Here is a 20,974-nt window from a genome sequence, read left to right on the forward strand (position 1 = left end):
CGGCCTAGCTCCTTATTTTCGGATTAAAAATTTCGTCCATGCCCGTGTTCATCATATACAACGAGAACGTGATCAGCGCGATCGACAGCGCCGCGGGGATAAACGCCCACCATGCCCCCGCCACCGGTGCCTCGAAGACGAGCGCCCAGTTCATGATGATGCCGAGGGAGATCGTGTTGTACGGCCCCAGCCCCAGCATCGAAATGGAGGCCTCCGACAGGATGCCGGACGCGGTCTGCAGCACAAACGCCATGACGACATAAGACGCGATGTAGGGCAAAATTTCAAAAACGATGATCCGGGGCGTGCTGTGTCCGGAAATTTTGGCGATATGGACATGGTCCCGGTTGCGGAGCGAGCTGGTCTGCGCCCGGACGGCCCGGGCCGTCCACGGCCAGCTGGTGATGCCGATAATGATCGCCGTCACGAGCGAGCTGCGCGAATTGATGCTGACCGAGATGAGGATCAGAATAATAAACGATGGAATGACGATAAAAATGTTCGTGATCGACGTCAGCAAGTTATCCACGATGCCTCCGATGTAGCCGGAAGCGAGGCCGATAATGAGGCCGATGACCGTGGCGAACACGCCTGCGATGAGACCGACCCGGATCGAGGTCTGGATACCGTACATCAGCTCCAGGAACAGATCCCGCCCGAAATTGTCCGAACCGAGCCACAGCTGCGAACTCGGCGGCTGAAACGCCAGGGCGATCATCTCCAGCGGATCCTTTTTGTTGATCATCGGGAAGATGAGCACCAGCGCCAGCATAACGATGAATATTCCCGCCCCCAGCATAAATTTGGGGGACTTGATGAGAATGTTGAGGGAGTTTTTCATATTACTGGTCCTCCATTTGCGAGGCTTTGATCCGCGGATCGATAAAACCGTAAATGATATCAATCGTAAAGTTAGCCAGCAGAACAGAGAGCGCGATCAGCAGCGTACAGCCGGAAATGAGCGGGTAATCGAGCTGGCGGATGGCCGTAAACAGCCAGGTGCCGATGCCCGGGTAGCTGAACACGATTTCGCAGATAAGCGAACCGCCCACCATCGTGCCGATGGACAAAGCCAGTCCGGTAATTTGGGGAAGCATGGCGTTCCGGAACACGTATCTGGAGATGCGCGAATCGCGGATCCCGAGCAGCTTGCTGTACAGCACATAGTCGGCATTCAGCTCATAAATGGACATCTCCCGCATCCCGATCGCCTGGCCGCCGATGGTGACAAGCACGATCGAGAGGAACGGCAGCGTATGGTGGCGGATGACCGAGCCGATAAATTCGAAGCTGAGCTGCGGAATCATTTGAAAATCATACCCTCCGGACAGCGGGAACCACCCCAGCGTCAGGGCGAATACGTACAGCATGATGATGGCCAGCGTAAAAAAGGGAATCGAGTTCACGAACAGGGCTACCGGAAAAATCACCTTGTCGAACACGCCTTTTTTATAGGCGGCCACGGCTCCGAGCACGTTGCCCAGAATCCAGCCTACCAGAATCGCCGGCAGCTGCAGGCCGATCGTCCACGGCACCGCTGAAGCCAGGATGTCCGTCACCTTTTTCGGATACAGGCCGAACGAGGTGCCGAGGTTGCCGGTAAACAGGTTTTGGACATAGATCAGAAACTGCTGCCAGAGCGGCTTGTCAACACCAAATTCCTGAATGAACGTCTCATAGACCCGTTTGATCGTATCGCTGTCCGTCATCCCTTTGGTCATCTGTGAGACGATCATGGCGACGGGATTCCCCTCGATCATGCGCGGAAGGAAAAAATTCAGGGAAACGGCAATGACGAGCGTCACCAGGTACCAGAACAACTTTTTTACGAAATATTTGGCATAGGCATTCAAGAAGGTCCCTCCCTTGATCTTTGGATCGGCGGTGGATGCGTCTTGGAAAAGAGGGCCCGCATGGCGCTCCGGCAGTGCCGGGAGCCTCCCATGCAGGCCGCTTCCTTGGGCTTAGTTGTGGATCTGGTACAGCGCCCGGATGCCCGCCCCGTCCATGGCGATTTGCGGAGGAATGTTGCTTCCGTCTCCGTCGACGGGGAAGCCTTTCCATACCGATTCATTGACCGTATGGAACACCCACGGACGGTACATAAGCGGAATGGACGGAATGTCGGTCAGCCAGATTTTCGTCAAATCTGTGTACAAGGTTTTGAGTTCGGCCTGATCGGTGCTGCTCGGAATTTTGTCGATAATTTGGTCGGCCTTGTCGTTTTTGTAACGGCCCCAGTTCCAGAACGCCATTTCGCCGAGCGGAGCCACTTCCTTGGAATACATGATGTCATGCGCTCTGCTCCACGGCTGGCTCGGATTGACGCCGCCCGCAGGCGTGTTCATGATGATGTCGAACTTGCCGGTTTGCAGGTCGTTCGTCCATACCGGCGCTTCCGGGAACTTCGTGCGGATTTCGATGCCGATCGCTTTCGCGCTCTGGGCCACGATCTCCAGCGCCGCATTCCAGTCGGACCAGCCGTACGGGCATTCCACTTCAAATGGCCCGAGGCGGGTGCCGTTCAGCACGCGGATGCCGTCCTTGCCTTTTTTGGCGCCGATGCTGTCGAGCAGCTCGTTGGCCGCCTTGACGTCGGTCGTCCACTGCAGCGATTTGATCGCAGCCTGATCGACGTATTTAGATTCCGCGTCCGTGTTCAGCGTCAGGGACGGCTGCATCGCTGCCGAGTAGCCGCTCATCGCGAGGTCGGAAATTTTCTTGTAATCGATGCTCATCGCGATCGCGCGGCGGACGTCCGGGTTATCCAGCCCTTTTTTCGAGAAATTAAAGAAGATCGACGGCATGGAGCCCGGGACGTAATAAGGGGCGTCTTTCAGATAGGTCTTGATCGGAGCGCCGTTCTTCCACATGTTCCATACCTGCGGGATGAACTGCTGGGAGACGTCCACCTGTCCGCTCTTGAAGGCCAAATCGCCGGCGGCGTTATCCTTATAGATGACGTGCGTAATATATTTCGGAGCAGGCAGCTTGCCGAAGAGCGACTTGCCCCAGTAATTGTCGTCGCGGACAATCGTGATTTTCTGGTCGTTGTAGAAGTAGATTTTGTAAGGGCCGGTGGCTACCGGATTGGCGTTGACTTCCTTGCGGATCGTCGCCAGATCGTTGTTTGACTTCTTCTCGATTTCTTCCCAAATATGCTTGGGCATCATCGGGATCAGCTCGATGCTGTCAAGCACCGTCAGACGGTTCGGGTTGTCTTTGTTCAGCATGATCTTGACCGCATTCGGGCCGTCCGCTGTGACATCCGCAATGTACGCCCAGTAGTTGCTCCAGTTGATGTCGTATTTTTTGCCGAGCTGGTAGGTGTACACAACGTCATCGGACGTAAACGGCTTGCCGTCGCTCCACTTAGCGTCCTTATTCAGCTCGATATGCAATGTCATGTCGTCGGTCCACTCGTATTTGGTGCCGAGCAGCGGCTCAAGCTTGCCGTCCAGCTGATTGATCATAAACAGCGTCTCGTAGACCAGCTCTCTCGAGTTACCATAGTTGATCGGGAAGGCCGGATTGCCGCTCAGCAGGTTGAAGTTGGATGGCGGCCCCCATTGAATTCCGTTAATGTAAAGGGTTTCATTTCTCGGCGTTTCTTTGGCGTCTCCGCTCGTTGCCGGCTGGTTCGCCGCGGGCTCGGTCGTCGCCGGCTCCGTGGCTTTTTCTCCCTGATCGGCCGGCTTGGTTTCCCCTTGCGCCGGCGGCGTCGTCGTTCCCGTTGCGGAAGGCGGCTGCACGGTCTGGCAGCCCGCGATCATCACGGTCGCCGCCACGAAAAGGGCCATGAGCGGCTTGGAAGCTAATTTCAGCTTCATGTAAACTCCCCCATTTCCTCCAATTCACATCTACATAAATTGAGCTAAGACAGGGACAGCACTTCGCCTTAGCTCATTTTATAAAGATGCAAGCGTGATGCAGATTTCACGTCTTCAGATCGGAAGGTTCGTGCCCCATGGATCCGAAGAAATCAAACCTCTTCATTCCGAGGAAACCGCATACCCCTTCACGAAAAAGTACGGAGCGGGCCGACGGACTCATGCGGCTAAAACGTGTTCTGCAAGCGCTTTCCGTAAAATGTATGAGGGATCGCTTGGAAATGATGACTGATTTATTTTTTAAATGTGCTGAAAAAAAGTTACTGAAATCCTTCGCACGGTTTGCCCTTCCCTTCCAGATAAAAAACGGCCCCTGCCATCAGCAGGAACCGCTTTTCAAACCTATATAAAATTGCGTCTTCAAATCCTGGACTGGCTGCTTGCAAGCTTTAAGCCGCGCTCTTGCGGGAAATCATGAACAGCGCCGCCCAGATCAGGATAAATCCGACCGCTTGTGTTGGCGTCACGACCTGATGGAATACGATCCAGTTGATCAGTACGCTCACCATCGGGAAGCTCAGTTCCGCCAGCGTAGCCACCGATGCTTTCGTCGTTGTCAGCCCTTTATAGTACACCATCAAGCTGAACAGTCCCGGCAGAAGCGCCTGCCCCAGCATGTTGATCGACACTGCAGCCAGCGTTCCCCCGTCGGTATGCACCTGCCAAGGATCTCCCTGATTGATGGTAATCCCGATCAGCAAAGGCAGCGCCAGAATGAAACGCAGCGAAGTCACCGTCTCATACTCCATTTTTCCGACCATCAGACGACCCATGACCGTGGAACCGCCCCACAGTGCCGCGGCACCCAGTGAGAACAAGCTGCCGACTTTGACGAAATCATTCACATGCCCGAACGGAAACGTGAAGCCGAAGGTCAACAAATACGTTCCGGCCAGCGCCACGATGAACAACCAGGTGAAATGCTTCGGAAGCTTCTCACGCAGCAGCAGTTTGGCCATAAGAATGGCGAAGATCGGCTGCAGCTTCTGCAGCAGAACGACCGCGTTCAAGTTCCCGGAGGACAGCCCCTGCGTAAACAGGATGGTTGCAATAGCCGAGCCGCCCCACGACAGGAAAAGCAGCGCGCCGACATGGCGCAGTTTCAGGCCTTTCAACTCGCTCCGATGTTTCCACAGCATCGGTGCGACGAACAGCACCAGCAAAATATGCTCGATGAGCACGATCTGCGTTGCCGTCATATGTTCTTTGAGCAAAATGATCCGGAACAGTGGATCCGCTCCCCACAATGCTGCACCCAGCACGACCAGCCAAAAGCCGGATTTGCTGCGTTCGGCCTTCCCGCTTGCCGCGGGCCGGACCTTGATATTGCTGCTTACATTTTCCATACTCCAGTTCCCCTATCCCTGAATACGGAGTCAACATTGGAAAACCCCCGAGATCGACATCAATCGACACATCGGGGGTTGATCAAATAAGCTTGCGGAAATGTCAAAATTTCGCACATGCCTATTCTTTGATCTTCTCCCATCCGGACTTTACCGTCGGCCCTGGATTTCCACCAGGTCAGTCGCCGCCTTATTGCTAAAGCTGCGAGTCGCGGGCTTGACGCCGTCTTTACCACAAGAAGAGACGCTCACCGCCGGTCAGGAATTTCACCTTACCCCGAAGATCCATATTCATTTATTTTTATTTTTTTCATGCAACTTACATTGTTTTCATCATTATAGCATAAATGTATCCAAAAGTGTTTCAGTTTTTTAATAGCTTTTTATTTCCATGGATTAAAAATTTGGATATGGGGCTGGAGATGGACATTTTTCGGTATATCAGCAGCCATTTAAAATGACAGACGGCAGGCATTGATGAGCCTGCATCAAGCACTGAACGGACTCGCGGCAGCACTTATCGCTGCTCAAGCACCGACAGGATCACGGCCACCGCTTCAGCCCGCGTTGCGTGCGCGTTCGGGGCGAACAGGCTGCCCGCTCTTCCGTGCATGATTCCTTTCTCCACCGCTGATGCGATATACGGCTTGGCCCAGGCCGGAATTTGAGCGCGGTCGGCAAAATTCAAACTTCCCGCACCTCCCGGTGTTCCGGTACCGAGCGCCCTGACGGTCATCGCCGCCATTTCGGCCCGGGTAATGAGCCGGCTTGGCCCAAACGTGCCGTCGACATAACCGTTCATGATGCCGCGCGACACCGCATCCTGGATAGAAGACAGCGCCCAGGCCGGAATTTTCTTCGCGTCGGAAAAGGCCAGCGCCTGCGAGCCGGCCGTCTGACCCATCGAGACCGCACGCATCATCATGCTGGCGAACTCTGCCCGGGTCACTTCCTTGCCCGGCTGAAACGTGCCGTCGGGATATCCGCTGACCCATCCCTGCTGGACCGCATTCAGAATCGGCTGCTCCGCCCAGTGGCCGCGGATATCCCGGAAAGTGCCCGGCGCTACTTCCGCTTTGCCCGGTTGGACCGTGATTTCCGGCTTGACGGACATCTCGGATGAGCGGAGAGCGGAATCCACCAATTTGGCGCTCTCCACGGCCACCCGGGACGAAGCCGCCTTCAGCGCCGTAAACTCAATGACGGCGAGTTGGAGCTTGCCGCTGTCTCCGGCTGTTTTTCCTACTTTGGTATGGGCTAGGCGGATTTCGTTGTTTTGGACAATCGGTTCGACCGAAAAGCCGGATGTCCCAGAGGATGCGGTGCGGTAAGCCAGCTTCACCGGGTCAAAGCTGAGCGTCAGCTCATACGCATACAAGTCCTTCAGTCGCTCGCCGGTCACCGTGACCGTCACCTTGGAGCCATTGGAAGATACCCCCAGTGACAAGGAAGGTGCTTCCGCAGCGGCGGTGGTTGCCGCAATAGTAGAGGAGGCCGCGGCAACCGGGGAGCTGCCTGCCGTGCGTACTTCTGAAACCGCAGCGTTTGCGGGGGTTCCTGATCCGATGAGTCCGACACAAATGGCTACGGCCCATGCGGCATAGCGGGTAGATTGTTTTCGTGGCATACGTCCAGCCCTCTTTCCATGAATTGAAAATCGCAGGAGCAGCCTGCACCGCTCCTGCGATCCTTTTCCAAGCAGTTGATTTCTAGTGTTCCTTACGACCATATCCATTGGATCATATCCATCCCAATACGGTCCCAATCCCCGCATGAATCATGCGAGACATGGTACTGCGTATGAGCCGGGCTTGAGGACCATCCGGTTCTCTATCCCCTTACTTCGCGTACCAGCTGCCGATGATCATCTGCGCTACCGCAGCCAGCGAACGGATCGAAATTTCGCCTTCGCTGAACAGGTCCGCCGGAGCTACGCGGCTCCAGTTCGGGTCCGTCGACTGGATACCGTAGTACTTGGCGAGGATGGACAAATCCTGCACTGTAATCTGCACCGCACCAGGTACCAGCGTGATCAGCTTCTTCTGGAAGGTGGTTACGGCGCTGCCGAGTGCAGCCGCAGCCGAATCCACCTGGTTTTGCGTCGCGGCATTGTCTAAGTACACCACATTCGCGGTTGTAATGGCCGCCTTCAGCTGGACCTTGGCCAATGCCGGATATTGGCCGACCTTATCCCCTGTGACCGCCCGGTCATAGATGCTCTGCGCGGAGGCAATCGCCGAAGTGAGAGCCGACTTGTCGACCGGAACCGAAGGAACCGGGATGACGGCGTTCTTGAACGTGCTGACCGCCGCTTTCAGAGCGGTCAGCGCATCGTCGATCGCCTTCTGCGTGGCAGCGGCATCGTCCGCCACACGCTTGGCGTCGCTGATCGCCGACAGCAGCGCGGTCTTCGCCGATGCCGGGTACTGCCCCGGCTCCGTGCCCGTGACGGCCTGATCCGCCAGCTTCTGCGCTTCGCCGATGGCGGCAAGCAGCGCCGCCCGGTCAGCCGTGGCGATCTGGATCTGCAGCGCAGCGGAGTCCGTGTTCACCAGGCTCGAATTGCCGTCCGCCGAAATGGCAAAGGCGGACACCGACACGGCTGCGCTTCCGGAGACGCCGGATTTCAGCGTGCCGTGGAGCTTCAGCAGCTCCCCGTCCTCCGAGACGGCGTTTTCCTGGCCGGTGCTGGCCATGATGATGCGGATCTCGCCTGATTCCGGCTTCACCCCGGTGGCCAGCACGCCAAAGCCGGTGCGCGAGGAGCTTACCGCGCCGTCGGCCAGTGCCAGCGTGCCGTCCGAATTTGCCACGGTCGCAAATTCCAGCTTGGCCGGATCGTACTTGACGATCAGGTCCAGCGCCGTAAAGGCAAACGCCGGCTTGGTAATGCCTACGCCCAAGTCAACCTGCGCTCCCGCAGAAGCCGCTGCCGGACCGGTCAGCACGGCGGAGTTCGGCGCCTGCGTCCCTGCCGCTTCCACCGTGATGCTGACCTGGAGCGTATCGCTGCCGCCCTTTCCGTCCTGAACCCGGAAGGAAGCCGTGTAGCTGCCTTCCACAGCCGGCGTCCACGTGAATTTTCCGGAAGCCGCATCAAAGGCCGCTCCCTCCGGCAGGGACACCGCTTCATAACTTAAAACGTCTCCGTCCTCATCGTTGGCATACACCGAGAACGTCACTTGCTGCCCGGCTTTCACGGTCTGGGCAGGCACGTCGGCAAACGCCGGAGCGTGATTGTCTCCGGCTGCCGCAGCCGGACGGATGTCGCTTTCTTTCAGAAGCTTCAACTGGTAGGCTCCTTTAAAGATCGAAGAGATCCCGGTAATATCGACGGCCGTTCCTGCCGGATAGGCCTGCTTCAGCGCATCCGCGCTGATGCCCGTCCGGCTGTCGACGCGGACACGGTTCGTCGTGCCGCCGCTGACGAGATCGAATTCCAGGGAGCCCGTGACGGTGGCGTAGTTTTGCACCGCCGCGTTTTTGATCGTGATCAGCTGCCCCTGGTTGCTGTCATTGACCGCGGCCGCAGCCTGCGGAACCGGAGCCGGAATATCGGCCTGGGCGTCCAGCTTGGCCACCTGGACCTCGTTGGCCAGCTCGACCTCGGTGTTATAGGTCAGCTTTTGGGCGGTCAGCTTGACCTTGTCCAAGGCATGGTAGCCTGTCGCTTTGCTCGGGTACACATAGACACCGCCGGTGCCGTCCTGCATGTAAAATCCCGAGCCGCCAAAAACTCCCGGCTCCGACGTGACCACGCCCTGCACCGTAACGTAATCGTTGTCTGCCGCTTTACGTGCTTCCGCGATGGTCGTCAAATCGGGAATGGTAACGACGGGCGGCGTACCGCCGGCTCCATAGGAACCGGCTTTGTACGTCGTCGGATCATACCATTTGTACCCTGCGGCCGGCGTCGTCCACGGCTCGGTTCCCGGAATTTCGGCCGATGTGGCCGGTTCTTCCAGCTTACCGAGCAGCGGCGTCGGCTCATCAAGCGTAATGCCCTGATTTTCGAATGATGCGTAATCTTCATGAACCGCCAGCCATTTTACCGTCTGGACGAGGAATACGGCGTCCTGGGCTTCCCCCTTGAATCCGTCGTAAGTCGTCTTCTTGCCGCCGTTGTCCTCGCGGACGTATCCCGGCGTTGGGTCCTCGACCGGCGAGGAGTCGCCGATGAATGCAGCTTTTCCTTTTTCCAGCTTGGAAATGGCAGCGAACGGCCCTTCGGCGATGCCGCCGTTTTTATAGACGCCTCCGTTCGGGAAGTTTGCCTTGTCGCTGTTTTCTACGGCATTGCCCCAGCCCGGCACATTTTCCGGGAGGTAGACAACGCCCTTGACCCGGGTCGGATCCAGAATTGTCAGCGTGGAACCGCTGTGCATCTCCACATCATTAACGCCTGCGGTAATACCGAAAGACTGATCATATTTCACTGCGTCGGTTTTGGTAACGTCCCCAACCGAATTGAAGCGGAAGCGCACGCCGAAGTTCTGGCCGAGCCAGTCCGTGCTGGTCACGTCCTGCATCGCGCCCGATGCCGCTTCGGCGGTGGACATGCCCTTGGTCGGATTACCAAATGCTCCGCGCCGATAGCCGTTCATCACTTCCGAGGAGTCCCAGCGGTTCAGGTTCCGGTCGGAGTTGTAGTGGTCGGAGATGAAAAATATACTGCCGCCTTCCTTGACATACGTCAGCATGGCGGCCTGCTCGGACGCCTTAAACGGGATGTTGGCTTCGCCGATAATAAAGACGTCGTATTGCTTCAGCTTGCTCAGCGTAATCGCCGGCGTGTCAAAAGCGTGCGAGTCCATCGGCAGCGATCTTTGCAGCGCGTCCACTTGGAAGCCCGCATCCCTCAGCCCGTCGGCAAAGTCCGAAAATGCGCCGTCAATGACCCAGTCCGAAGCTCCGGCCGTCTGTCCGTGCGTTTCGTCGAACAGCACCTTTTTCCCCGTGCCATCCGGCAGCGTCGTCGGAACGCCGATATTTTCGCTGCCCGGATCCGCCGGGTTCGGCGTGCCTCCGCCGGGATTTTCTCCGGACTCCCCGTCCAGGGACATCGCTGTCGGGCTTTTGATTCCAGCCATGCCGCTGTACGCGGCCAATTGCCCGGTAACGGTCAGTTTTTTCCCCACGTTGGCGGGGTTCGTCTTCAGACCGTACTGGGAACGGTAGGAAGCCGAGATCTGGACATCGATCATTTTGCTCTGTGTCTTCTCCCCGGGTGTATCGGCAATCAATACGTTATAATCGTCCTGAAAGCCCGAATAAATCGGTTTGGAATTGTACATCTCACCGACGATGTAGCCTTCAACGGTCGCGGTTTCTCCGCTGTTGTTTTTGGCAAGAGCTTCGGCCACCGTGAGCGGAACCGCAGCCGCAGCCTGTGCGGGCATGTATCCCAAGGCGGCGGACAGCAGCAGCAGCCATGCCAGAAATAGACCTGTGAGCTTTTTCCTGCGGACGAAATACGGGTTGTCCATCTTGCGAACTCCTCCTTTACATTCCGGCAATTATGATTGCGGCTTCCTCAGGTTAACATCCCTTTATTATGGCTTATTGCGGATTATGTAAATTATGGGACTGCTGTGCAAATGCACTGTGGTGCTTACGGAAACCCTTCCTTACCTTGGATTTTATATGAGGGGGCGGAAGGGCGGGCAGTGCCGCAGTCCTCATTTTGGCGCAAAAAAAAGAGAGACCTTTAGGCTTATGCCTGGGACTCTCCCCTCAACAGTGATGTCATACCCTGCCGTTATTTAACGAATCTTGGCTTCCGCTATGCCGGACATGATCTTGTCCACCGTCTCCCCCGGAGTCAAGCTGGAGGAATCCAGCCACAAACCGAGCCGGGGCGTTTCATCATGCAGCACGCGGTTTAAGGCGTCCACCGTCCAGGCCCCGTAGCCCTTTTTGGACCGCTGCGCTTCCCTCTGTTCGACCGCCTCGGGAGTGGGACACAGCACCACCAAATATACCGGGCGGCTATGCAGGAAGGACAAAAAATCTTCCAGCACCCGGCCGACGATGACGTCCTGCACCACGACCGTAAACCCTGCCCCGGCGTACGTATCGGCCGCCTGCGCGGCAAGCCGGTAGCGAAGTAGCAGCTGGCCCAGCTCCTCCTCGGAAGCGTCCGGCTCGACCTCCTTCCGGTCGTTCACGATCATTCTCCGGAACAGGTCGCCGCGAAGATGCACGGACTTGTCTAGCCGCTCGGCGAGCAGCTGCGCAACCGTCGATTTGCCGCTGGCCATAATGCCGGTAATTACGATAACGGCAGGCTGCTGAATGGAATGAGCTGCCATGTACGATTCCCTCCTTGAATGCCGGTTATCCTATCATTATATATTTGGCATTCCGGATCGTCAGGGGATTTATCCCTTTAAACCAATCTTTCCCGAATTCCGGGTCTCCGCTTCCCGCTCCGGCGACTTCCGCCCCAGATCCAGGCTGAAAATGCCGAAGCCTTGATCGTTCTGCCGCCCGGTATAACGGATGTGCGGATAATCTCCGGCATATTTCACCGCGTCAGGCGATGTCGTAAATGTGACGTTCACCGGGCCATCCACCGGTGTGAAGCGCCAGTTCAGCTCCGCCTCAGCCGGAATTTCGCCGCATGCCGTAATGTAGTCAATCAGTACCTGCCGGCATTCATCCTCGGAATCGATGACCAGCTCCATCTCCCGGATCCCGGGGAAATTGCCGCCGCCAAAGACCCGGTAGTTGCTCGAAATCACGATAAACTCCTGATCCGGATCCAGGGGAGCCCCTTCGAAACACAGATGAACGATCCTGCTGGCATCCGGGTCGTTCAGGCTCCCATCCAGCTTATATTTGGCCGGCTGCGTTACGTCGACCTCGTACGTGATGCCGCTGATCACGTCGAAATTAAACACGGAAAACTGCGGGTTAAGCAGCGGCTGTTCCTCCAAGGACAGCGGATCGATGCGATTGTACGCTCCCGCGGTCATTTCCAGCCACTCCTTGACGGCCCGGCCGGAAATCCGCACCCCTTTGATCGTGTTGTCATACAAATACAGCTCTGTCGCGCTCTTGATCGCAATCGGCCCGGCCGGAATATCCGCATATTCCTTGGGACCGTTGCGCCCCGCTTTAAACGGCGAGCCCACGGACAATACCGGCAGCTGCTTCAGCTCCGGCATGGAAGCTGCAATCATCCGCCGGGCGTACCACGTCTGGGCATGGTTGACGAGCTGAACGGAGGCGTCATCCTGCACCAGGGAAAAATAGCTGTGCAGCGGGGCGTGAATGGTACCGATCGGCTCATTGGCATAGGCGACGGTCGCCTCATGATCCTGCCGGAGCAGCTCGGCGATCCCTGGGTCCCGAAGCGGCGTGTCGCGTGCCGCATCCTCCGCTTTTTCCAAACGGCGAACCATAGACGTCCCCTGCACGACCTGCCATCTCCCCTGCCGAAATTGAAGCGACAGGTCGATCACGCCCAAATGCCCCCCGCCGAACCCGGCCTGTACGGCCGGAATGCCGTGAATCGTACCTTTTTCCAGATGGATGTCCGGCAGGAGTTCACCGCTCTCATCCTTAAAGGAAGCATCCAGCAGATGCCTATCCGCAGGAAACACATGATGCGTATGGGAAAAGGTCAGCGCATCAATGCCAGGCACCAGGCTGAGCGGATACACCGCGTTCTCGGCATTGCCGTCCGTCAGCGTCACCTTGCCGTCGAAGCCCGTATGAGCCAGCGCCACGACCAGATCCGCGCCTTCCTCCTTCATCTTCGGAACCCATTCCAGCGCGGACAGCAGGATGTCCTTCACCTTCACCCGGCCTTCAAGGTTGGCCTGGTCCCAGTCCATGATTTGCGGCGGCGCAAAGCCGATGAGCCCGATCCGGATAAGATGGTCCTGCCCGGCATCGTCCAGGCATCTTTTATCCAAGATGACATACGGTTTATATCTGTTCCGGCCGCACTCCTCAGGCTCATAGCCAAGGCCCTCATCGAAATATACGTTGGCGTTGACATAGGGAAAATCCGCTCCGGCAATGACATCGTCCAGCATGTCGAGTCCATAGTTGAATTCATGGTTGCCCAAAGTTGCCGCGTCATACCCCATCGCATTCATGACCCGGATTGCGGGGTGAACGTACGGCCCTTTCCCTTGCTTCATAGCGGCATATTTTTTAGCGGCATACGTTCCGAGCGGGGTCCCCTGGATCAGGTCTCCGTTATCCACGAGCAGCGTGTTCGGCACCTCAACCCTCGCGCTCGCAATCAAGGCGGCTGTCCGCACCAGCCCGATGGAGGGATCCTGTTGATCCCGGTAATAATCGTAATCCATCAGGCAGGCATGCACGTCCGTCGTCGACAGAATCCGCAGGTTGACCGTTGTATTGTTATCGGGGATCATCCCGTTCCCTATATGCATCGATGTCTCCTCTCCTCCCGGCCGGCTTGAAACAAGCTGGCACTTCCTGTTCTCCAGTATAACGGAAAAACATTAATTCCACGTAAACGCCCTTTCAGACCTGTTTCTACTTATTGGAAGTAGACCTTTCGCCTTAGAAAAACGCCGGACCCTCCGTTCCGAAGTACTAAATTTTTACATTCGTTTACAAAAGACCTCTTCTCCGTTAACCCTTGTCCCCCGGAACGTGTGATAAGCTCTTTCCTGTCAGACGGGGTTAAACCCGCTTCTGGCCAAATAGATGAATCAAGTGGAGAGGGGATCATCCATGTTTAAAAAAGTACTATCCATCAGCATGACCTTGGCCCTGGCTGCCGGTTTAGCGGCATGCGGGTCTAAAACCAGCGGCAGCGACTCGGGCAGTACGGCCGCCTCATCGGCTTCGGGTACGGCGGAAGCGGCTGCTACGGCTTATGTGCCCAAAGAACTGAACGTGCAGTTCGTTCCATCCCAAAACGCTGACACCCTGGAAGCCAAAACGAAGCCGCTGGAAAAGCTCCTCGGCGACCGTCTCGGCATTCCGGTTCATGTCACGGTTTCCCCGGACTATAACACGATCGTGGAAGCGATGGCTTCCAAGCAGGTGGACGTCGGCTTCCTGCCGCCGAACGCATACGTACTGGCCCATGACAAAAAGAAAGCCGCCGACCTGCTGCTTCAGGCGCAGCGCTACGGCATTAAAGACGATACCGGCGAAGACACCACCGAAAAGGTCGATTTCTACAAAGCGATGATCGTTGTAAAAAAGGATTCGCCGATCCAAAGCCTTCAGGACTTGAAGGGTAAAAAGATCGGATGGCAGGACGTCACTTCCTCCGCCGGCTATGTATTCCCTGCGGCTGAGCTGAAGAAGGAAGGCATCGATCCGGACAAAGACGTTCAAGGCGTGACGATCAAAGGGCATGATGCCGCCATTATGGCGCTCCTGAACGGTCAGGTTGATGCTGTCGCCGTATTCCAGGATGCGCGCAACACGGTGAAAAAGGACGTTCCGGACGTCTTCGAAAAGACCCGTGTCCTTCACTATACGGCCAAAATCCCGAACGATACGGTCAGCGTCCGCAACGACATGGACCAAAGCTGGAGAGACAAAATCAGCCAGGCGTTCATCGACATTACGAACGATGCGGAAGGCGCACAAATCATCAAAGACATTTACACGCATGTCGGCTATGCCAAAGGCGATGACAAAAACTTCGATCCGGTTCGCGAATACGCTGAAGCCGTCGGGCAGGAAATCAAGTAATTTCAAGCATTTCAATGTAGATACAATGAACCGGGCAGCACCGTCCAATGGCTCCATGGCGGTGTTGTTTTCCCGTTTTATCTGAAAATACGACAGAAAGTTGGAATCTCATGATTGAATTCGATCACGTCTCCAAAGTGTACCCCAACGGAACGGTCGGGCTTCGCGACATTAATCTGACCATCAAGGAAGGGGAGCTTGTCGTCATCGTCGGCCTTTCCGGCGCGGGCAAGTCCACCTTTTTGCGCAGCATTAACCGGCTGAACGAAATTTCCTCCGGGGAAATTCGCGTCGGCGGACAATCCGTCACCCGTGCGGCCGGCCGCCAGCTTCGGCTGATCCGCCGCGACATCGGCATGGTGTTCCAAAACTTCAATCTGATCAAGCGCCAGAACGTGCTCAGCAACGTGCTGTCCGGCCGGGTCGGCTACCATTCGACGCTGCGGACGATGCTCGGCTGGTTCCCGAAGCCGGACGTCGCCATCGCGCTCGAGGCCCTGAACCGCGTCAACATCCGTGAAAAAGCGTACGTCCGCGCCGACCAGCTGTCCGGCGGCCAGCAGCAGCGCGTCTCGATCGCCCGTGCGCTCGCGCAGGAGGCCAGGGTCATTCTCGCGGACGAGCCTGTCGCCTCGCTGGACCCGCTCACCACCCGCCAAGTCATGGACGACCTGAAGCGGATCAATCGCGAGATGAACATTACGACCGTGATCAACCTCCATTTTATCGACCTGGCCCGGGAGTATGCGACCCGGATCATCGGGCTGCGCGCCGGCGAGGTCGTCTTCGACGGTACCCCGGAGGAGGCGACAGACAAGGCGCTGGCCGAAATTTATGGGCGGCCGGTCCTTAAGGACGAGCTGCTGGGAGGCGTGTCATGAAGGCGGCGACTCAGGCAGAGCTGCAGCCGGCCACCCTTCCCGGGATGGCTCCACCGCCGAAATACAAGCGGTACGCGGGGTGGATCGTCCTGATCGCAATCCTCATCGCCTGCTCCATCCGCACCGAGGTCACCCCTTACCAGCTCATCACCGGCCTGCCGCAGATGGGCGGCCTCCTGGCGGAAATGTTCCCGCCGGATTGGAGCTACCTGCCCACGATATGGGCCCCGATGATGGAAACCGTACAGATCGCCGTGCTCGGCACCTCGCTCGGCGGGCTGCTGGCGATTCCGGTGGCGCTGCTGTCCGCGTCCAACCTGCGCGTGAGCCGCTTCGTCTCGCTGCCGGTACGAATGGTGCTGAACCTCGTCCGCACCATTCCGGACCTGCTGTTCGCGGCCATATTCGTCGCCGTGTTCGGCATCGGCCCGTTTGCAGGGATGCTGGCGCTCGTCTTTTTCTCCTTCGGCATTATCGCCAAGCTGACGTTCGAGGCCATCGAGGCGATCGACCCGGGGCCGCTGGAGGCGATGTCGGCCGTCGGCGGAAACCGGCTGCAGATCATCCGGTATGCCGTCATCCCGCAGGCCCTGCCCTATTTTATGTCGTACCTGCTGTATACGTTTGAGGTGAACGTGCGCGCAGCCGCCGTGCTCGGGCTTGTCGGGGCGGGCGGCATCGGCCTCCTGCTCGACCGCTCCCTCGGCTTGTTCCGGTACGACCGCGCCTGCATCATCATCCTGCTGACCCTCGTCATCGTTCTGATCATCGATTACGGCAGCGCGCTGATTCGGAGGAGATTATTATGAACCGTAACACATCTTTGCCGCCGTCCGGCACGCCGGTGTCATTCGGCTCGGTGCTTCGCTCACGCATCCGTTTCGGACTGGTCACGCTGGTGGTGATTGCCGTCTACTGGTGGTCCATCCAGGGGATGCACTTTGAAGGGATTCAAGGGACGGCGGGCACCGTCTCCAAGTCCATCCTGACCGGCTTCCTGCATCCGGATTGGTCTTTTGTGTATATTCCGGACGGAGAGGATCTGCTTCGTGGTCTGCTCGATACGCTCGTCATCTCCGTCCTCGGCACCGTCGTCGCTGCCGTCGTCTGCTTTCCGTTCGCCTTCTGGGCTTCCAGCAATATGAGCCGCGGACTTGCGCTGTCCGGCAGCGGTAAGCTGGTTCTGAGCGTCATCCGGGTGTTCCCGGAAATCATCGTGGCGATTCTGTTCATTAAAGCCGTCGGTCCCGGCTCCTTTGCCGGCGTCCTTGCCCTGGGCATCCATTCCGTCGGCATGCTGGGCAAACTCTACTCGGAGACGATCGAGAGCATCGACCGCGGACCGCAGGAAGCCCTGATCGCGTCCGGGGCGAACCGGCTGCAGGTGCTTCGGTATGCGGTGCTGCCGCAGGTCATCCCGCAGTTCCTTTCCTACTCGCTGTACCGGTTCGAGATCAACATCCGCTCCGCCACGACCCTCGGTCTGGTCGGTGCCGGAGGCATCGGCACCCCGCTTATTTTCGCGCTGCAGGTGCGCAACTGGAACCGTGTGGGCATCATTTTGCTGGGAATCATCGTCCTGGTCATCCTGACGGATCTCATTTCGGGATGGGTGCGGAGAAAAATCATCTAATCGGGGAGCGCTGAATAACAGGTAAGAATGGCCACAATAGCTGCATTGTTGCAGCTATTTTCTGTTTCCAAGGTAGACTTTGAACTTCCGATGCCGCTGTTGCCAGCTAACTTGAAAATAAGACAAACCTCATATGCAGAATGGTTACAGCGCACCTGTCGGGCCGCCAGCTCCTACTGCACAATAGAATTTGATCATATTACCAATGCTAAAGGAGTGTTGCAGATTGACGACAGCCTTGCGCAAACCGGCGATGATGTTGATGGCTTTGTTGACAGGAATTTGTCTATGGGTGAGCCAGACTACTACAAGTTATGCGGACATGAGCTCTTCCCAGCTAGAAGCGGAATGGACCCAATTCTTCGGGGATCCCGCGAACTACAATACGCCGGACCATGTGGCGCCGACGGCCGACGGCGGCTTTGTCGTGCTCAGCGACCTCACGAGCCGTACCTTCGGCCCCACCAGCCTGCATGTGATCAAAACGGATGCAAGCGGCGGCACCGAGTGGGAAACAGACTTTTTCGACGATCATTACGTCACAGAAGCGTATCACGGGTACGACATTCAACAGACCCGGGACGGAGGATATATCATTGGTGCAGCCCTTGATGACCGTTCCAATGGCGGGCCCCTTTATCGCGCATACCTCCTTAAGTTGTCGTCCACGGGACAAGTGGAATGGAACCGGGCCTACAGCACCGTCTTCGAAAATCCGGTCAACAGCGTCCAGGAAACGAGCGACGGCGGTTTTATCGTGACGTCCTCCACCTATAACCGCTCCGATACGGCTCCTGCCTACGTCTTCAAAACGGACAAAGACGGCCATCTGCAATGGGACCATATATTTCGTTACAGCGGGGGCGGACCGACCGACTTTAGGGATGGTCAAGTTTTCAACGCTGCTGCCGAGACTTCGGACGGCGGCTTTTGGGTGGTAGGCAGATACTATGATTCCTCTACATACTATCCTTTGTTGGTCAAGTATAATGCTTCTGGACAACTGATATCCAAACGCATGAAAGAGACTTCGGACTGGGGGAGGCTGGATTACAAGCAGATCATGCCCTCGGCCGACGGGAAGGGCTATATTATGCTGAATGCCGAAGGCCTCTGGGAAATCGATCGTTCCGGAAATACACTCTGGAACCTGAGATTAACCGATTCTTCGCCGGAATTGGACGATATTTCGTTCTTGCAAATGAACCATGTAGACGATGGTTATCTGGTACTCGGAAAAGATCAAACGAGCGATGACCATGTGATCCTGAAGCTTAGCGCCGAAGGGAAAATCATGGATGTCCTTCGCCAGGAGATCCCCGGGTATACGGGAAGTTTCAATCACGCAGCCCTCCTTCAAGACGGCGGGTTTGTATATTTAAACAGTATCGAGTCCTCCGCTTATCTTCAGCTCACAAAGTTTAAGCTCGTATCTCAAGGCGAGCAGCCCGGCGAAGGCGAATTTTTTCTGGATGACAGCGAGTATTCCGTGACGGTAAACGACATGATTGATATCGTCGCTTTGTTGAAAAAACCGGACGGCACCGTTCTTCCGGTGACCAAAGAGACCCGATTTTCAATCGAAAATCCCGAGATCGCATCCATTGACGAAGAGGGTAATATTATCGGGCTGGCACCAGGCCTAACAAGTATTAAGGCCGAATATAACGGACAAACAGCCGCCGCCTCCCTTCTGGTCGTCAAACCTTACGTCCCAAAACCGGTTAACCGCATTAGTGAAGAGACCGGTCCAGCCAAGTCGGATTCGACTGATCCGGGTTCCCTTGTTCCGGGCAGCACGGATCCTGAGCCGTCCAATCCGGTCCCGGCCGATTCAGGTGATACCGCCTCAGGTTCGTCCGATCCAGACACGTCCAATCCAGGAAGCGCTGAGCCTGACTCGTCCGAGCCAAGCACGCCCGATCCGGCAGGCGCTGAGCCTGGCACATCTCAGCCATAAAAGGTTTAATCCCGCATCCCGGGAACGAGATCGGCCCCTTGTGTACAATCATGGCTTTCACACTAGGCTCTCTTCTACTAAAAAAGACTGGATCCACGTGGCTTTCCCACAGATCCAGTCTTTTTTTACGATCCGGCTGAAGATGCTTTTCCATCCCCCGTATGTTACAATAATGGAAATTAAATGTAATTTTAAACAAAAAAGGAGCTGACCCCCATGGACCCCAACCGATCCCGTTCCGCCAGTCCGCAAGGAAAGCCCGCAGTTCACGAAACGCAGCCCGCGAGCGAAACCGCTGCGACCCTTGATCATGAAAGTTATGTTGATGAGCAGCTCAGAAACATACAAACCATCGAAGGCGGCGGCCCGCCCAAAAAGGTCAATATGGACCAGCTCCCCGCCCCGATCCGCTACTTCGGCTACTTTTTTATGTCCGGCATCGCCCTGTTTGCGGTGATCTCCATCTTGATCAGCATTTTCAAATAACTGCCGCCAGCAAAATAAAAGCGCCGTACCCCTATATGTGAGCACAACGCCTTATTGCCAGCGTAGTTAGGCTTTTATTCTCTTTCATGACTTCATCGCCTTATCGCATTTAACTTCATCACTTCCGCACCAAGTTCATCTGCCTCAAACCAAATTTTTGCCGTAATAAATCTCGTCCATTTCCAGTGTAATCCGCTCCGTGATTTCTTCCTGCTCGCTCTCGCTCAGCGTATCCTTGGTATAGCCAAACAAGTAATTGTCCAGGTCAAATTCCCGCAGCTTGCATTTCGTATGAAAGATATGCTCCTGATACACGTTCACGTCGATCATGTCGTACATATCCTTCACCTCATCCGGGATATAGTTCTGGATCGAATTGATATCGTGGTCGATGAACAGCTTATGGCCGCTAATATCACGCGTAAATCCGCGAACCCGGTAGTCGATGGTCATAATATCCGTGTCAAAAGAATGAATGAGATAGTTCAGCGCCTTCAGCGGCGAAATCTCCCCGCAGGTCGATACGTCGATATCGGCCCGGAAGGTGCTGATGCCCTCATCCGGATGGAACTCCGGATACGTATGAACCGTAATATGGCTTTTATCCAAGGCCATGACGACTGAGTCCGGCAGCGGTCCGGGGGATTCGGAATAGGATTCCTGCGGAACCTCCACCACCGGCCCTTCGGAGACGAGAATCGTCACGCTCGCCCCCTGCGGCACGTAATCCTGTTTGGCTATATTCAGCACGTGAGCCCCGATAATATCCGACACCGTCTTCAGAATCGTCGTCAGACGCTCCGCATTATACTGCTCATCGATGTATTCCAGGTAAGCCTCGCGCTCTTCTTTGGTCCGCGTAAAGCAGATATCATACATATTAAAGCTGAGCGACTTCGTCAGGTTGTTAAACCCATGCAGCTTAACGTGCTGCTCCGGTATTTCCTTCATTGCACATTCACCCCGCTGTCTTCATGTCCACTGCCTAATATTCCCTGATCATGGTGCATTATCCGTCTGGAACGGCAGCTTTTGTTTATTTACACTTTTTACCCCAAATGGGGCAGGGACAAACAATGCCG

The 20,974-nt window shown here is 56.3% G+C and carries 16 protein-coding genes and 1 riboswitch; of the genes, 7 read left to right on the plus strand and 9 right to left on the minus strand.

Annotation, left to right across the window (positions count from 1 at the left end; translation table 11 throughout):
- Nucleotides 1-4: 4 nt before the first annotated feature.
- From MKY74_RS30385 to MKY74_RS30395, 3 genes are all read right to left on the minus strand, one after another.
- Nucleotides 5-841, minus strand: coding sequence for an ABC transporter permease (locus MKY74_RS30385; RefSeq protein ID WP_076173598.1), 837 nt, complete (start codon nt 839-841; stop codon nt 5-7).
- Between the two features lies 1 nt (nt 842).
- Entirely contained in the window at nt 843-1,853 is a 1,011-nt protein-coding gene (locus tag MKY74_RS30390) for an ABC transporter permease (RefSeq protein WP_076173597.1), read from the minus strand.
- A 111-nt stretch (nt 1,854-1,964) separates the two neighbouring features.
- Nucleotides 1,965-3,830 carry an ABC transporter substrate-binding protein gene (locus MKY74_RS30395; protein ID WP_076173596.1) on the minus strand — a complete coding sequence of 622 codons (1,866 nt, stop codon included), beginning with the start codon at nt 3,828-3,830 and terminating at the stop codon, nt 1,965-1,967.
- A gap of 137 nt (nt 3,831-3,967) precedes the next feature.
- Here MKY74_RS30395 and MKY74_RS30400 point away from each other — a divergent pair, with 137 nt between their 5' ends.
- Complete coding sequence (locus MKY74_RS30400) at nt 3,968-4,240, plus strand: hypothetical protein (protein WP_076173595.1); 273 nt, start codon at nt 3,968-3,970, stop codon at nt 4,238-4,240.
- Nucleotides 4,241-4,279: 39 nt separating this feature from the next.
- Here MKY74_RS30400 and MKY74_RS30405 read toward each other — a convergent pair whose 3' ends face one another.
- The 5 genes from MKY74_RS30405 to MKY74_RS30425 form a co-directional block, all read right to left on the minus strand.
- A complete protein-coding gene (locus MKY74_RS30405) occupies nt 4,280-5,236 on the minus strand; it encodes a DMT family transporter (RefSeq protein ID WP_076173594.1) in 957 nt (318 codons plus the stop codon).
- Nucleotides 5,237-5,363: 127 nt separating this feature from the next.
- A riboswitch (FMN riboswitch) is annotated at nt 5,364-5,525 on the minus strand.
- Nucleotides 5,526-5,753: 228 nt separating this feature from the next.
- Entirely contained in the window at nt 5,754-6,863 is a 1,110-nt protein-coding gene (locus MKY74_RS30410) for an S-layer homology domain-containing protein (RefSeq protein WP_167372906.1), read from the minus strand.
- A gap of 211 nt (nt 6,864-7,074) precedes the next feature.
- Nucleotides 7,075-10,722 carry a DUF6359 domain-containing protein gene (locus MKY74_RS30415; protein ID WP_076173593.1) on the minus strand — a complete coding sequence of 1,216 codons (3,648 nt, stop codon included), beginning with the start codon at nt 10,720-10,722 and terminating at the stop codon, nt 7,075-7,077.
- Nucleotides 10,723-10,998: 276 nt separating this feature from the next.
- Complete coding sequence (locus MKY74_RS30420) at nt 10,999-11,547, minus strand: AAA family ATPase (protein ID WP_076173592.1); 549 nt, start codon at nt 11,545-11,547, stop codon at nt 10,999-11,001.
- Between the two features lie 69 nt (nt 11,548-11,616).
- A complete protein-coding gene (locus tag MKY74_RS30425; RefSeq protein WP_076173591.1) occupies nt 11,617-13,647 on the minus strand; it encodes a bifunctional 2',3'-cyclic-nucleotide 2'-phosphodiesterase/3'-nucleotidase in 2,031 nt (676 codons plus the stop codon).
- Between the two features lie 307 nt (nt 13,648-13,954).
- On the opposite strand from MKY74_RS30425, the gene MKY74_RS30430 reads away from it, so the two are divergent.
- The 6 genes from MKY74_RS30430 (at nt 13,955) to MKY74_RS30455 (ending at nt 19,892) form a co-directional block, all read left to right on the plus strand.
- Complete coding sequence (locus tag MKY74_RS30430) at nt 13,955-14,932, plus strand: phosphate/phosphite/phosphonate ABC transporter substrate-binding protein (RefSeq protein ID WP_076173590.1); 978 nt, start codon at nt 13,955-13,957, stop codon at nt 14,930-14,932.
- 110 nt (nt 14,933-15,042) lie between these two features.
- On the plus strand, nt 15,043-15,813 hold the full coding sequence (phnC, locus tag MKY74_RS30435) for a phosphonate ABC transporter ATP-binding protein (RefSeq protein WP_076173589.1): 771 nt from the start codon (nt 15,043-15,045) through the stop codon (nt 15,811-15,813).
- Nucleotides 15,810-16,622 carry a phosphonate ABC transporter, permease protein PhnE gene (gene phnE, locus MKY74_RS30440; RefSeq protein WP_076173588.1) on the plus strand — a complete coding sequence of 271 codons (813 nt, stop codon included), beginning with the start codon at nt 15,810-15,812 and terminating at the stop codon, nt 16,620-16,622. Before phnC ends, phnE (MKY74_RS30440) begins: the two co-directional genes overlap by 4 nt.
- A complete protein-coding gene (phnE, locus tag MKY74_RS30445; RefSeq protein ID WP_084204068.1) occupies nt 16,619-17,446 on the plus strand; it encodes a phosphonate ABC transporter, permease protein PhnE in 828 nt (275 codons plus the stop codon). The genes phnE (MKY74_RS30440) and phnE (MKY74_RS30445) overlap by 4 nt, the downstream gene beginning before the upstream one ends.
- A 226-nt stretch (nt 17,447-17,672) precedes the next feature.
- Nucleotides 17,673-19,406 (plus strand): hypothetical protein, encoded by a 1,734-nt coding sequence (locus MKY74_RS30450; protein WP_076173587.1) that lies wholly within the window; start codon nt 17,673-17,675, stop codon nt 19,404-19,406.
- Nucleotides 19,407-19,622: 216 nt separating this feature from the next.
- Nucleotides 19,623-19,892, plus strand: coding sequence for a hypothetical protein (locus MKY74_RS30455; RefSeq protein ID WP_076173586.1), 270 nt, complete (start codon nt 19,623-19,625; stop codon nt 19,890-19,892).
- Between the two features lie 144 nt (nt 19,893-20,036).
- Here the strand turns inward: MKY74_RS30455 and speD are convergent, their stop codons facing one another.
- The gene (gene speD / locus MKY74_RS30460) at nt 20,037-20,843 is read right to left on the minus strand and encodes an adenosylmethionine decarboxylase (protein ID WP_076173585.1); all 807 of its coding nucleotides are present in this window, start codon (nt 20,841-20,843) and stop codon (nt 20,037-20,039) included.
- Between the last annotated feature and the right edge of the window lie 131 nt (nt 20,844-20,974).

Source organism: Paenibacillus sp. FSL R5-0378 (assembly GCF_038009285.1).
In the GTDB taxonomy this organism is placed as follows: Bacteria; Bacillota; Bacilli; order Paenibacillales; family Paenibacillaceae; genus Paenibacillus_AQ; species Paenibacillus_AQ favisporus.